Below are 13,982 nucleotides of genomic sequence, written 5' to 3' on the forward strand. Positions count from 1 at the left end.
ACTTCCTCCTCAAAATTTTATTTTGAAGAGTGTAAACGTAATTTATCCACTGCCTTATACCTCCTTTCAAACTACTTCCACGTTCTTGATTGAATTATTTGAATTATATCAAGATTATAAATATACAGCAACTATACAACTCTTTTATCCTACTTATGATAATTCTTTCAATGAACGTTAGAACACTTTACCGACTCAATTTATGTGTCATATTGTAGGGGGGAGAAGGCATGGCAATCTAAGAAATATCAAAAGATTCTATATGGTTCAAATTTCATTTAAAATATCAAACCTCTTACGCACATTTTTTTACCACTTACTAGGTGGAAAGGGGATGTCGTAAAATTAAATGTTACAGTAAGAACAGGAAAGAAATCATACATAACAAAATAAGCACAAATTAAATAGCATATAGGTGTAGAAGTAGTGAGGGTATTCTTTTATGTAAGAAGAACGCAAAATCTGACAATAAAAAATAGGAGGTAGAAAAATGCATAAAAAAACTTGGCTTATATTTAGTTGTTTAGCTATTTTAATATCTGGTTATTCCGTTGTTCAATATTTTTTCATGGATGCGCATCAAGCAGGATTTGTTAAATTGAAGCTTATGTTAAATTCAACATTGAGTTCGTTTTGGTACATAATGCTTTATTTGCATATTGTATTTGGTATAGTGGCTTTAGTCATTGGTCCTTTTACATTATTTTCGAGGTTTAGAGAAAAAAATATTAAACGTCATCGTATGATGGGGAAAATATATATGATAGGTATTTTATTAGGTAGTGTTTCGGGGCTTTATTTAGCCTTTTATGCTACTGGAGGATTGGTGTCTCAGTTGGGGTTTGGTTTCTTATCTATATTTTGGCTGATAACAGCACTTCAAGCTCTTGCTAAAATTAAATATAAAAAAGTTCTTGATCATCAAAAGTGGATGATAAGAAATTATTCTTTAACCTTTGCAGCTGTCACATTAAGAATTTGGCTAGTCTTGTTTACTGTACTATTTGGATTTGAACATTTTAATCTTAGCTACTCTATAATCGCTTGGTTATGTTGGGTACCTAATTTAATCGTTGCAGAATGGTTTATACAACGAAAACTTAATATGATAAAGCATCAGGAAAATGCGAATTTACAATTTTAAATAACATAAAAAATGACTGCTCTGTGATGAGTAGTCATTTTTATTTGTTATATGTTCTCACTATCATAAACTGAATTACAGACAGTCGTTTTAATATTAAATAGCGTATTTACTATTTTTAAATAATCAAACATTACTTTATTTTTTTGTATAATCAATTAAAATAAGCTTTTCGTTTATTTGATGTTGACCGATTTTTTTATAGCCAATTTTTTCGTAGAAGTGATGATTTCTAATATTTAAATGTGGTGTATCTAAAATCCATTCAACTGCTGAAGGAAATTCTTCTTCTACCAATTTCATAATTTCGCTACCAAGCCCTTTGTTTTGATATTTTTTTGATATAAATATTCTGTTTAATCGATATTTGTTATCTTTTAAATCACGCACATCTATACCCCCAATAATCTCATTATTATGCCATATAGTATAGTGTATAAAGAGTTCAATTTTTCGAAGTAATCGTTCAATCGGTTCATTTACTGGACTTGTATCGTGGTCTTCATACTTTCTTAAATCATCTTCAAATGCTTCTTTCTGTATTTCTAAAAGAAAAGGAGCTTCAATTTCATTGGTTCTTTTGATCACTATATTCATTAAAATCTCCCCTTACTAAATCAAATACTCAATTTTGTCAGTCGAATTTGTTTATCTGTCAGATGTTTTTCACAAAGACTTGTAAGAATAAATACATATGTAATATTCGAAGTTGTTGTGTCAAATTCCTTCATTTCCAATTTCAAGAACACAAAAATACATCCATTGTGTTTTATAACAAACTTAAAAAATGAAATAAACCTGCTCAATTTATACGTATTAGATTGAACATAGGAAAAATAGTTGGAATGGTGATTGTTCTTTTGTTTGTAGGTGTGAAGAGGGGCAATTTGACTAGCATATAGGCATTTGCGTAGACTGTTAATGCTTTTATAGCATAACCTATATCGAAATCGAAAGGAGGAAAAATTATGCGATACGATTACGGGCATGATGGTTATGGAGGACAACAAGGTGGGAGACATCCATATTACCCGGTTACTTCTCCAACCCATTTTTATCCGACTCAACACTATCCAACCCATCATTATCCAACCCACCATTACTACCCAATGCATTACTACCCAACACATACAACATATCCAACACATCATCGCCATCCGCACCACCACCATCACCAGCACCAGCACACGAACCCACGCTATTATTAATATACCTATTAAAAAAGAAACGACAATATCTTTATAAAAAGTCGGTCGTTCCAGTTCATATATTTTAGCTGGGAACAAATGGCGTGCTTTACCAATAAAGGTGTAAAAAGATAACTAAATATACTTACAATATCCAGAAGCGACTATTGTTCATGAAGGCTTATATATAGAAAGGGTCATTGGAGGAAAGTGATCCTTGACTTATAATTTTTGGAGGTAGGGATAACTTAGTTTTCCCTATAAATGAGCATCAAAGCGTAGTATTGGTATTATTTATTAATAACTTGAAGCTAGTGCCAACAATACTTATGGATAAAAACTATAAGATATTAAGAAAGAATTATTGTTGGTACTAGTTTATGATAAGATTTCATTTGATATTTTGTTGGGAAATTTTAAAGAGGCTGGGCAAAGTCATATTCTAAAGGGCGGCGTACTATCTCATTACTTAAAAAAGGTCACTCTATGGAAGTGACCTTGAATGAACTGGTGTAAGACAAAAAAATTCTAATAGCTCCAATGAATTTTTCTTATAAAGATTATTTTATGAAAGTAGCGCCGACAATAATTAATAGAATGAACAGAACAACAATTAGAACAAATGTTGAACTGTTATTGCCACCTCCATAGCTATAACCTCCGTAGTAACAATTGTTGTTGTAATTGCCTACATTTCCGAAGCATCCCATGAAATATTCCTCCTTTCTACAACTATAATATGTATCGTTATAGAAAGTGGGAAAGGTATTTATCCAACAAAAAGTACCTTGGACTTAAAAATTTTAGAAAATAATTATTGCCTTAACGTACTTTGAGAAATAAAAAAGGGCCACTGTATAGAAGTGACCCTAGTAACAATTCAAGGCGGTGTAAGCTAAAAAATTAGCTTAATATATATTATGATAAGATCACTACTTTTGTAGAGTGGAATGTCTTAGTAAAGAATTTTAAATATAAAATAGTTCACCTTCAATTGGTGATTTAAAATTGGAAGAACCAAGATAGCTTAATAGCCGTCTTGGTTATTTTGTGTTATGAAAGTGAAAGTTCTACATAACAAATTCAACCAACTTAAAAAGTGATTTTAAACTAAAAGTATAAAAAATTTCCCTTGGTGCATCATAAAAAAGTATTATGGATCTTTTGTATCGAGTGACAGTAATTAGAATTAAATAAAGGATTTAGAGAGGTGAAAGGTTTAAGAAATGGACATCATCCTAGCAATATTACCAGCTCTCTTTTGGGGAAGTATTGTATTATTTAACGTCAAACTCGGTGGTGGACCCTATAGTCAAGTACTTGGAACAACATTTGGTGCACTTATTTTCTCTATAGGTGTTTACTTCTTTGTAAAGCCTGAGTTATCACCTATTGTGATTGGAGTCGGAATTGTATCAGGCCTTTTTTGGGCATTGGGGCAAGTAAACCAATTGAAAAGTATTGATTTAATAGGTGTTTCCAAAACAATGCCCATTTCGACAGGGCTACAATTGGTAGCAACAACTTTATTTGGAGTAATTGTCTTTCATGAATGGTCAACAATGATGTCGGTTATATTAGGTGTTCTTGCACTTATTAGTATCATTGTCGGTATCGTTCTTACATCTCTTCCAAATCCAGAAGAGAAACAAAAAGAACACGGAAGCAATTTGAAAAAAGGAATTTTAATTTTACTTGTTTCAACTTTTGGATATTTAGTATATGTAGTTGTAATCCGCTTATTTAACGTAAGTGGATGGTCTGCTTTATTGCCACAAGCATTGGGGATGGTAATAGGTGGAGTTTTATTAACATTTAAGCATAAACCATTTAATAAATATGCATTTCGAAATATTATCCCAGGTTTGATCTGGGCAGCCGGAAACATGTTTTTATTTATATCTCAGCCACGTGTAGGAGTCGCAACCAGTTTTTCTCTTTCCCAAATGGGGATAGTCATCGCTACTTTAGGTGGAATTTTTATATTAGGTGAGAAAAAAACAAAAAAGCAACTCATAGCAATTATCATTGGGATTGTTTTTATAGTAGCTGCTGGAATTATGTTAGGGATTGCGAAAAGATAAAAAGGAGGGCCTTGTATGTATCCAGATTTAGAAGGAAAAGTTGTTGTGATTACAGGTGCTGCAACGGGACTAGGTAAAGCAATGGGCATTCGCTTCGGAGCGGAAAAAGCGAAAGTAGTGATTAATTACCGTTCAAATGAAGCGGATGTAAATGCTGTAGTGGAAGAGGTTAAAAAAGCCGGTGGGGAGGCCATAGCTGTACAAGGTGATGTTACAGTTGAAGCGGATGTCATCAATCTTGTTCAGACAGCTGTAAAAGAGTTTGGGACGCTCGATGTCATGATTAATAATGCAGGGATAGAAAATCCAGTAGCTTCTCATGAAATGCCGTTAAGTGATTGGAATAGAGTGATCAATACAAATTTAACGGGTGCGTTTTTAGGAAGTCGAGAAGCCATTAAATATTACGTAGAAAATGATATTAAAGGTACAGTAATCAATATGTCCAGTGTTCACCAGGTAATTCCTTGGCCGTTGTTTGTGCATTATGCCGCTAGTAAAGGGGGCATTAAGTTAATGACAGAAACATTAGCGTTAGAATATGCTCCAAAGGGAATTCGTGTCAATAATATCGGTCCCGGAGCGATCAATACGCCTATAAATGCTGAAAAATTTGCAGATCCAGCAAAACGGGCAGATGTGGAGAGCATGGTTCCAATGGGGTATATCGGAAAACCAGAAGAAATTGCCGCAGCCGCAGTATGGCTTGCTTCATCACAGGCTAGTTATGTAACAGGAACTACTCTATTTGCGGATGGTGGAATGACTTTATATCCTGAATTCCAAGCTGGTCGTGGGTAAGTAAAGGTGTTAGCTAATGACTAGGATTCATTTTTAATGTTTAAAAACAAGCATAACCCCGTCCTAAAAATAGAACGGGGTTATGCTTATTTGAGCTTCGGTATTGTAAGCGAGAAACTAGGCTTTTCTTTAAAATGCCAGTCCAGTGGTCGATGTATTCTATCATAAACTATAGTCTAACCTTAACCTCAGTACCGTCCTTAGCTTTGACATCTACTAGCACGATGCCCTTATAATTTCTCAGCTCCTTGACAATAGGCTTTAGCGTTTTTTTGTCTATTAGCGGAAAAGTAAAGTCCAGTTTTTTTCTTTCGAACTGCTCTTTTGTCCATTTGTTTACATGTTGCTGTAAAAATTTCGAAGACAAAATTGAAATAGCAATGTTTAAAAAAGCATATGGAATTGGGATTGTAAACCGAACGTCTTTTGCTTTCACTTTTACATGCATCATAAGCTAATCACTATTCAATGATGACCGAAACGGTATCCCCGTTTGCTGATTTAATATCAACAATCTGACCATCTAATTCGTTTTCGATTGCTTCAATAATAAGGTTTATGTCTATATCTTTAACGTATTTTTCCGATTGAGGAATACTCGCTGCGATGCTGTGTCCAGCCATTAATACTACCTTGACAAGTTTTAAAGGCAAATTGACTGTGACGTTATCATTTTCGGCTGATACAACACGAATTTTTAAAGTTTTATCTAAATATTTAGTTGGTTCTTCAGAAAGCATATTACCTGTTTCTTCTTTCTCTTTTAATACTTGAATCAGTTCTGATGCCTTATCTGCATCAATCTTTCCTTCTTGAACCATTGTTAACACTCTGGAAATTTCTTCTTTCATGATAAATTCCTCCCTATTCCTCTTTTAAGAGCTTAATCGCTTCTTCTGGTGTGATTTCGCCATTTTCCAACATAGTGACAACTTTTTTCTCGTCTACTTCATTTTTCTTCTTCTGCACATATCCAAGGGATGAAATGATGTCTGTTAGCTTGCCTCGAACTGTTGGATACGAAATCCCCAGTTCCTTTTCAACTTCTTTTATATTCCCTCGGCATGTTAAAAATACTTCCACAAAATGAAGCTGATCCTTTGATAAGGATGCCAGCTTAGATAATTCAAACTCATTTTCAATCGTAGTGTGACAATGAGAACACTGTAACTTTGTAATTTTCAATGTTTTACTGCAGACAGGACAATTTGTGATTACTTTATAAGCCATAATGAAATCCCTTCCTTTTAGTTGATTCGATTATATAACGAGGAATTAAAAATGTAAATAATAAAAATTGAATTTATTGAATGTGAAAATCAATAATGTTAATTCTGTGTTTAATATTATTAATCATTAGTTTTCGTTGTTCATTCATTTCCGCTAGTACCTGATGCAACTAAATGTTTTCAAGAGATGACATTATTCATAAGAAGAATAGGGTGGAATAAGTTAAATGCACTTAGAGGAAGCATATCCAGACGATAAAGTGGAAAACGACATATGGTGATACAAAGTTCATAATAAATAGTACTTGGTATAGTGAAAGTAAGTCTCCATTCATCTTAGAGTCTACTAAAAAATAGGGAAATAAAAAACCCAACTCATTAGAGCATTGTGAAAAAAGAGCTATCACTTCCAGAACTGGAATATAATACTATAATCCACTGTTTGTCTGTATAATAAGAGGAGAAATTTCTTGATTTTTGTAAAGTATGGATATGAGGGGGCTAAAATGATGACAATCGAGGTTTTTATCGCAACAGAGGAAGATTATTTTGCTGTGAATGAGATAGTAAAAGAAGGGCATGAAGAGCATGTGATGGAGGAACCAACGATATTTAAAAGTGTGGAGTCTGTAATGCCCGAATCCTATTATAAAGAATTATTGAACAACGAAGAGAGTGATATTCTAATAGCGAAGGAAGATGAAATTGTAGTGGGTTTTACAGTCATAAGTGTTGAAGCTTCTCCACCTTTCGAGTCGCTTGTTCAACGGAAATATGCTTACATACACGATTTTGGTGTAAAAGCAGATCTACAAAGAAAAGGGATTGGAAAAATGTTATTTAATGCTTGTATAACTTGGGCTAAAGAAAAGGAAGTTGACTCAGTCGAATTAAATGTTTGGGAATTTAATACGAAAGCAATTGATTTTTATAAACATTTTGATATGAAAAGCGTAAGTAGAAAAATGAAATTAAATATCAAACGAGGTATCTTGAAATGAAGAGGCGGGATAGTGAAATAAAGTATTAACGAAATATAAACATGAAAAAAGGACTTCCGTTAATATACGCAAGCCCTAGAATGGAGTCCAAACATATCATCTATGATCAGGTAGCCCTTTCTATATCTTGAGCATTTGGGAATTACTACACACCGCTCCATACTAAAGTTCTTAATAAATAAAACAAGCCAAGACCGGCAATAATCAAAAGAACGAATAAAACAATAGCAAAGGCAAAATTCGTACCTGTTCCATAAGCAGGATAACTCAAAACAGTTTTCCTCCTTTCTAAAAATTTATAGCAGGATTAGATAGAAAGAAAAGGTAGTATGATTTTATAAAAAGCTGTAGCATTACGCCACAATCTTTAACTTCTTTCAGCGGATGTCACAGAATCGGAAAGGAGTGCTTGAAGGATGTTAGCCTTAAATCATCGCATCCATGCGATAACGGCTAACTGACCTGCATCACGCAGGCCTAAGCACAAAGCCGTTTTCCGACGCAATTATGCCGAGGCATAATTGATTGTATATTTACTTTTTATAATACTTTTTATCTTTATACTATGTTGTACAAAGTAAAGAATTCAGGGCAATTACCTTATGAATGGGGATTTAACCCTGAATTATTGATAAATTGATTCAGTACTGTAAGTTGGTAATGACAATTTGTTAAAAGTTGATTGGAAAAGACCATTACATTCCAAATATACCGTCTAAACAAAGGACTTGAACTCACTTTATGAATGAGTGCCAAGTCTTTTTCTATTTCTAAAAATAATAAAGATCTTAAAATTAATGATTTCTTATTATTTATAATGCCAAAAGATAAATGAGGGAATGATGATGAAGCTTCAGCCACAAATTAGTAATGCAACTCTTCCTCTTTTAAGATAGAATCTAACATATACCTTATTTGGAAGTGGAGTGAAGAAGATGTTTCCTATTTTAGATACTGAACGATTAGTGTTAAGAGAACTTACTGAACATGACGCCCAAGATGTTTTAAATTGCTTTTCTAATGCAGATGTATTACGCCATTATGGGCAGAATCCATTAACAAGTTTAGAGCAGGTTAAACAAATAATTAAAAATTTTTCAAAGAATTATGATGAAAAACGTGGGATTAAATGGGGAATTTCATTAAAAGGCCAAGAAGGTATTATTGGTACGATTGGTTTTCAAGAGTGGTCCACTGAGCATAAAAGAGCTGACATCAGCTATGCACTTTTTCCTGAGAGCTGGGGAAAGGGGTATGCAAAGGAGGCCGTTAATAGAGTGATATCATTTGGTTTTCAAGAGATGGATTTAATGCGTATTGGAGCTATTGTCTTTACTGAAAATGAAGCTTCAAACAAGCTATTAACAAAATTAGGATTTGAAAAAGAAGGGATATTAAAAAATTATATGCACCAAAATGGTGTTCCATATGATACTAATATTTTTTCTTTAATAAAGGTTAAAACATCATAAAATGCAAAACCAAGATAGTTCAATTACTTTCTTGGTTTTTTAGTTAAAACGATGAAATAAAAGGAATTCTCTTTAAACTCCCTTATTATCCCTTAAATTGATATAATAGTGATGTTTTGACAATAAAATAATGGAGGATAAGGAAATGAAAATTGCAATTGTCTGTTTCGATGATTTCACAGATATAGATGTTTTTTTACCATGGGATTTATTAAATCGTGTACGTTTAGTTGGTAATATTTCAGATTGGGAAGTCCAACTATTGGGAACAGAAAAAACACATGTATCTATGTCAGGCTTACGAATTCCGATGACAGGAAACCTATCTGATATCCCTTCTGCTGATGCTGTAATATTTGCTAGTGGAAAGGGTGTACAAGATTTATATAAAAATCAAGAATATCTTAATAAAATTCATTTAGATCCAAAAAGGCAATTAATAGGTTCTATGTGTTCAGGTGCGCTACTACTAGGAGCAAAAAAATTATTAACTGGTAAAAAAGCTACAACATATCCATTTGTAGTAGAGCAACTTAAAGAATTTGGTGTAGATGTAATTGAACAAAGTTTCGTCAACGAAGGAAATATTTCGACTGCTGCGGGATGTTATGCTGCGCAAGATTTAGTAGCTTGGATAATAAGAAATCTAGTTAATGGAAAAATGGTTGATATTGTACTAGAAACTGTTCAGCCAGTGGGTAAGGGTTTATATTTCCAAACAAATTGAATTGGAAAATTGGAAAAAGTAATCGAATATTTTAGTGTTATACCTGTTTCTACAACAAACAACGATCTAGTACCTATATACGCTAAAGAAACTAATTAGTTATTTCAAAATCAAATAAGATAATATCTGTATACACTTTAGATGATGATACATTATCTAAAGTGTATTGCTACAACTCGGCTTCCTATTCAAATAGAGCTTGTAAAGGAAATTTTCTGCAGATAGATGTTGACGCTACCTTATCGATTAATGAAACGGTGACATTACAAACTAATAGTTGTATATTTGACCGATTAATTCATTTTTGAAGAACAGGGGGGAAGAGAAAATGGATGAAATTATGAAGAGTATAAAAAAGTATGGATTTGCAATATTTACAATTATCATAATCGCAATTGGATTTTTAACAATAATAAATGGTGTTGAAAATGGTGTTGATTCTGCAAATGAGTACTTAACATCAATGGGTGGCAGCATGGATACAGATAGTTTCCTAGTAATAATGAAAGGGTACATTTTATCGAATTTCATATTTGGTGGGATTCTGCTATTAGTTGGACTTTCATTTTTTTGTATGTATTTATATAAATTTTTAAAGGAAATGGATTTAGGGGACGAATGATAAGGATTTGATTCCAAAAAAATAATATATGATGATTTAGTCATAAAACTAATTTATATTATGTGCTTATTTATTTTTATTGTTCGTTTTAGCTCTGATAAAAGTGACTCCGAATTAAGGAAGTATTCGTATAAAATAATTTTACTTATACTATTTCAACAAATATTAAAAGTATTATAGTAGAGGAAGGAATAAAAATGGAAAAAGAGAAATTACCAAAGGTTGGCGTGGGAGCAGTTATCCTAGATAAGTCCAACGAAATTTTACTCGTTTTACGTAAAAAAGCACCTGAAGCTGGCTGTTGGAGCTTACCTGGGGGCAAGGTTGACTACATGGAAACAATAGAAAACGCAATCATACGAGAAATTAAGGAAGAGCTTGGTGTGGATATCGAAATTACACAATTAGTATGTGTGACCAACCATATTATTCAAACAGAAGATATTCATTATGTTGCACCTACTTTCGCTGCTCGTATTACAAACGGAGAAGTACAAAATAGAGAACCGCATGCTTTAGAGAAAGTGAAGTGGTTCTCAATAGATGAAATACCAGAAAACATTACAATGACAACCAATTATGCTTTGAAACAGTTGAAGCTATTATAATATTAGGAGGAAATATGGAGACGATTTTGTTTGATCTGGATGGTACACTGCATAACAGTGAAAGCTGTTACATTCAAGCTTGCTGTGCTAGTCTAGAAACATTTAAAAAGAATAAACTTACTGATGCAGAAAAAAGTTATTTAGTTGGGAAACCGATTACTAGAATTATTGATGAGTGGTTTAGTAATCAAAAGAAAGAAGTGCTAGAATCATTTTTTGAACACTATGAAATGTTTAATAATAAAGTGGAGAAATATAACGGTATTTACGAAGTTTTAACTACATTAAAGGATAGAAAGGTGACTATGGGTATTGTATCGTCCAAATATAAAAGATATATTGTCCAAGAATTATTAAATACAGAACTCTATCCTTTTTTCGATGTTATTGTTGGGCTTGACGATTGTAAAAAGCATAAGCCCAACCCTGAACCTTTATTCAAAGCCGTAAATGAATTACAGATTGAACCGAAAAATTGTATTTATATTGGGGATCAGCCAACAGATATTTTAGCTGCTAATGCGGCTGGTATAATGAGCTTTGGTGCATTATGGGGAGAAGGCAATAAAGATAAATTAGTAGGTGCATTTCCTACAGGTTTATTACATAAGCCGGAGGATATATTAGTTGTTAGTAGACTTTATAGCATTTGATAAATATTAAAATCACCAGGTACTCCAATTTGAGTTCTGGTGATTTTTAATGATTAATTAAATTTAGTTAGACTTTTATTTTTTTCTGCTTTTTTTGAACTGAGTTTTTTCTCAGAAATAAAAAGACCAGATAATGTTAGAACTATACCGAACGCCGCCAAATAAGTTATTTGTTCATGTAAAACAATTATAGATGTAAGTACTGTAATGACTGGAACCGCGTAAATATAAATACTACTTTTAATGGTTCCTAGTATTTTAACAGCATAGTTCCATGTAATAAAACAAAGAGCAGAAGCGCCAAGACCCAAGAATAATATATTGAATAAAGAAACAGGATTTGAAAAACGTTTCAGTTCCAATTCAAAATCAAACAGAAAAAGGGCAGGCATCATAAATAGAATCCCGTAAAAAAACACCCTCCTTGTCAGTTGAATTGTATGATATCCGTAACTACTTATTTTTCTAGTCAATACAGAATAAGTAGCCCAAACGAACGTAGCAGTTACAGCTAATAAATCTCCTAATGGGTTAAGTTGCAACTTTGTAGCACCGTTAAAGCTGATGAGGTAGATTCCAGTAATCGCAACAACAAATCCAATGAAAAAATTGATCCGTAATGGTTCCTCCTTCAAAAATAGGTAGGTGAGAATTGCTGTGAAAAAGGGAACGATGGAACTGATAACGCCCACATTAGAAGCCATTGTAAAGGTTAAGGCAATATTCTCTAAAAGGTAATACAACGTAACACCACATAAACCAGCACTAGCAAAAATAAATTCATGTTTTCTATTAGTCACTTTTAGTCGGTACGGGTAGATTATCATTAACGCAATGAAACCTATGACAAAACGAAAAAATGTATCTGAAGCAATCGCCCCCTTGAAACCGAATAGGAGAGCAACATTTCAAATAATGTTCCATGATATAACTATCTATGTAATATAACTATGTTTGCACAAGGAGATGGAAGCATGAGTAAGTTAGCAGGCAAAATAGCTTTAGTTACAGGATCAAGTCGAGGAATTGGCCGCAGTATTGCATTGCGTCTGGCACAAGAGGGAGCCTTTGTCGTCGTTCATTACGGGAAAAGACGTAATGAGGCAGAAGCAGTTGTTCACCAGATCGAGCAAAGCGGAGGAAATGCTTGCGCGATTGGTGCTGACCTTAGTACTCTAGATGGTATTCAAGATTTATTTACCACTTTGGATGATACTATTCGGGAATATATGGGCGGTGACGGATTCGATATTCTTGTCAACAATGCTGGAATTGGTCAAATTATCAGTTTAGAAGAGACGACGGAAGAATCATTTGACGAGGTAATGAAGATTAATGTCAAAGCACCACTTTTTGTTACTCAACAAGCTTTGCCACGTTTAAAAGATGGAGGACGCATTATTAATATTTCATCTTTTGTGACACGTGCAGCTTCTCCAAGTGTCTTCACGTACAGTATGTCCAAAGGTGCTATCGACACATTTACGCGTCTTCTAGCCAAACAACTAGGGAGCCGTAATATTACGGTAAACGCCATCCAGCCTGGAATTATTAATACAGAGATGAATGCTGAGACTTTGGAAAACCTTGATGGACAAAAATATGCGGCTGGTCTTTCAATCTTCAACAGATGGGGAGAACCCGAGGATGTGGCAGATATTGCAGCCTTTCTCGCTTCCTCAGACAGCCGTTGGGTAACTGGTCAATTGCTCGATGCAAGTGGCGGATCTCATCTATAGAACCTGTAAGATAACGAATTTTTAAGGATCTTCAAATGAAGTGACCCCAACAAGTTAGACACATATTTTAAGCAGTTACTGAGGAATGAACTCTGTCTTGGACAGGGCTCATTCCTTTTTATTTTCCTTTAATTCGTTTGTTATTGTAAATAGGGGTTCTGCCGCATTGCTATCAAGATAAAAAATCTGTTGTTCCCCAAAACGATAAAAATAAACTTCGGTACTATAAAAACACAAAATTTCGGAGTTTTAAACTGGGGAAGATAATCTTTTCCAGTAATTTCTTTGGTCACTTTTCGTATGATTTCAGGCTTAATATTTAAACAACGATGTCAATTTGTTCACAAGCATGATTATCTAGTGGATTAAAACATATTAAATCACCGGTAATGATGACATATTCTTTGTACGTGCAAGTTAATCGTCTTTGTCCACTCTCTATGAACCCAATCACATAATAATCACGGGAGTTATTTAGGAATTTTTGTATGGTTCCATGGAAACGATAGGCTTCAATCTGTAGATCATAATCAAAGTGAACGGTTCTTTCTTCTAACATCTCATGAACACCCTTTTCTTTAGTAATATGAAAGTAAGTGTAGCACATATTTTTCAGCAATTATTGTATGATATTGACTGCTAAAAATCGGATTTACTATGAAAATCTTAAAAGTCTTTTTTCTGTTATATAAAAGGTTGTTTAATATTAATTTTT

Annotated in this window: 19 protein-coding genes; 11 read left to right on the top strand and 8 right to left on the bottom strand. The window is 33.5% G+C overall.

Annotated elements, in window-relative coordinates; genetic code table 11:
* Positions 1-490: 490 nt before the first annotated feature.
* Entirely contained in the window at positions 491-1,144 is a 654-nt protein-coding gene (locus tag ABH968_RS06855; protein ID WP_370043267.1) for a DUF2306 domain-containing protein, read from the top strand.
* A gap of 138 nt (positions 1,145-1,282) precedes the next feature.
* Here ABH968_RS06855 and ABH968_RS06860 read toward each other — a convergent pair whose 3' ends face one another.
* Entirely contained in the window at positions 1,283-1,741 is a 459-nt protein-coding gene (locus ABH968_RS06860) for a GNAT family N-acetyltransferase (RefSeq protein ID WP_370043268.1), read from the bottom strand.
* A gap of 371 nt (positions 1,742-2,112) precedes the next feature.
* On the opposite strand from ABH968_RS06860, the gene ABH968_RS06865 reads away from it, so the two are divergent.
* Positions 2,113-2,352 (top strand): hypothetical protein, encoded by a 240-nt coding sequence (locus ABH968_RS06865; protein ID WP_370043269.1) that lies wholly within the window; start codon positions 2,113-2,115, stop codon positions 2,350-2,352.
* A gap of 539 nt (positions 2,353-2,891) precedes the next feature.
* Here ABH968_RS06865 and ABH968_RS06870 read toward each other — a convergent pair.
* Positions 2,892-3,041, bottom strand: a complete 150-nt coding sequence (locus ABH968_RS06870; protein WP_370043270.1) for a YjcZ family sporulation protein — start codon at positions 3,039-3,041, stop codon at positions 2,892-2,894.
* A gap of 516 nt (positions 3,042-3,557) precedes the next feature.
* Here ABH968_RS06870 and ABH968_RS06875 point away from each other — a divergent pair.
* Positions 3,558-4,415: a GRP family sugar transporter gene (locus ABH968_RS06875; RefSeq protein ID WP_370043271.1), complete on the top strand. Its 858-nt coding sequence runs from the start codon at positions 3,558-3,560 to the stop codon at positions 4,413-4,415.
* Positions 4,416-4,430: 15 nt separating this feature from the next.
* A complete protein-coding gene (gdh, locus tag ABH968_RS06880) occupies positions 4,431-5,216 on the top strand; it encodes a glucose 1-dehydrogenase (RefSeq protein ID WP_370043272.1) in 786 nt (261 codons plus the stop codon).
* Positions 5,217-5,385: 169 nt separating this feature from the next.
* On the opposite strand, the gene ABH968_RS06885 is transcribed toward gdh, so the two are convergent.
* The 3 genes from ABH968_RS06885 to ABH968_RS06895 are packed head-to-tail and all read right to left on the bottom strand — an operon-like array spanning position 5,386 to position 6,446.
* Complete coding sequence (locus tag ABH968_RS06885; RefSeq protein WP_370043273.1) at positions 5,386-5,667, bottom strand: hypothetical protein; 282 nt, start codon at positions 5,665-5,667, stop codon at positions 5,386-5,388.
* A gap of 10 nt (positions 5,668-5,677) precedes the next feature.
* Positions 5,678-6,067: an SHOCT-like domain-containing protein gene (locus ABH968_RS06890; protein WP_370043274.1), complete on the bottom strand. Its 390-nt coding sequence runs from the start codon at positions 6,065-6,067 to the stop codon at positions 5,678-5,680.
* Between the two features lie 13 nt (positions 6,068-6,080).
* A complete protein-coding gene (locus tag ABH968_RS06895) occupies positions 6,081-6,446 on the bottom strand; it encodes a DUF2089 domain-containing protein (protein ID WP_018393054.1) in 366 nt (121 codons plus the stop codon).
* 469 nt (positions 6,447-6,915) lie between these two features.
* On the opposite strand from ABH968_RS06895, the gene ABH968_RS06900 reads away from it, so the two are divergent.
* A complete protein-coding gene (locus ABH968_RS06900) occupies positions 6,916-7,446 on the top strand; it encodes a GNAT family N-acetyltransferase (protein ID WP_370043275.1) in 531 nt (176 codons plus the stop codon).
* Between the two features lie 145 nt (positions 7,447-7,591).
* Here the strand turns inward: ABH968_RS06900 and yjcZ are convergent, their stop codons facing one another.
* A complete protein-coding gene (gene yjcZ / locus ABH968_RS06905; RefSeq protein WP_370043276.1) occupies positions 7,592-7,717 on the bottom strand; it encodes a sporulation protein YjcZ in 126 nt (41 codons plus the stop codon).
* A 664-nt stretch (positions 7,718-8,381) separates the two neighbouring features.
* Between yjcZ and ABH968_RS06910 the strand changes: the two genes are divergently transcribed.
* The 5 genes from ABH968_RS06910 (at position 8,382) to ABH968_RS06930 (ending at position 11,528) form a co-directional block, all read left to right on the top strand.
* Positions 8,382-8,918 (top strand): GNAT family N-acetyltransferase, encoded by a 537-nt coding sequence (locus ABH968_RS06910; protein WP_370043277.1) that lies wholly within the window; start codon positions 8,382-8,384, stop codon positions 8,916-8,918.
* A gap of 145 nt (positions 8,919-9,063) precedes the next feature.
* A complete protein-coding gene (locus tag ABH968_RS06915) occupies positions 9,064-9,645 on the top strand; it encodes a DJ-1/PfpI family protein (protein ID WP_370043278.1) in 582 nt (193 codons plus the stop codon).
* 328 nt (positions 9,646-9,973) lie between these two features.
* A complete protein-coding gene (locus tag ABH968_RS06920) occupies positions 9,974-10,267 on the top strand; it encodes a hypothetical protein (protein ID WP_370043279.1) in 294 nt (97 codons plus the stop codon).
* A 197-nt stretch (positions 10,268-10,464) separates the two neighbouring features.
* Positions 10,465-10,875 (top strand): NUDIX domain-containing protein, encoded by a 411-nt coding sequence (locus ABH968_RS06925; RefSeq protein ID WP_370043280.1) that lies wholly within the window; start codon positions 10,465-10,467, stop codon positions 10,873-10,875.
* A 14-nt stretch (positions 10,876-10,889) separates the two neighbouring features.
* Positions 10,890-11,528, top strand: a complete 639-nt coding sequence (locus tag ABH968_RS06930) for an HAD family hydrolase (protein WP_370043281.1) — start codon at positions 10,890-10,892, stop codon at positions 11,526-11,528.
* 53 nt (positions 11,529-11,581) lie between these two features.
* Here the strand turns inward: ABH968_RS06930 and ABH968_RS06935 are convergent, their stop codons facing one another.
* The gene (locus ABH968_RS06935; protein WP_370043422.1) at positions 11,582-12,403 is read right to left on the bottom strand and encodes a DMT family transporter; all 822 of its coding nucleotides are present in this window, start codon (positions 12,401-12,403) and stop codon (positions 11,582-11,584) included.
* A 99-nt stretch (positions 12,404-12,502) separates the two neighbouring features.
* Between ABH968_RS06935 and ABH968_RS06940 the strand changes: the two genes are divergently transcribed.
* A complete protein-coding gene (locus tag ABH968_RS06940; RefSeq protein ID WP_053595484.1) occupies positions 12,503-13,267 on the top strand; it encodes an SDR family oxidoreductase in 765 nt (254 codons plus the stop codon).
* 319 nt (positions 13,268-13,586) lie between these two features.
* Here the strand turns inward: ABH968_RS06940 and ABH968_RS06945 are convergent, their stop codons facing one another.
* Positions 13,587-13,826 (bottom strand): AraC family ligand binding domain-containing protein, encoded by a 240-nt coding sequence (locus ABH968_RS06945; protein ID WP_370043282.1) that lies wholly within the window; start codon positions 13,824-13,826, stop codon positions 13,587-13,589.
* Positions 13,827-13,982 lie beyond the last annotated feature (156 nt).

Source organism: Lysinibacillus sp. RC79 (assembly GCF_041262405.1).
Lineage (GTDB): Bacteria > Bacillota > Bacilli > Bacillales_A > Planococcaceae > Lysinibacillus.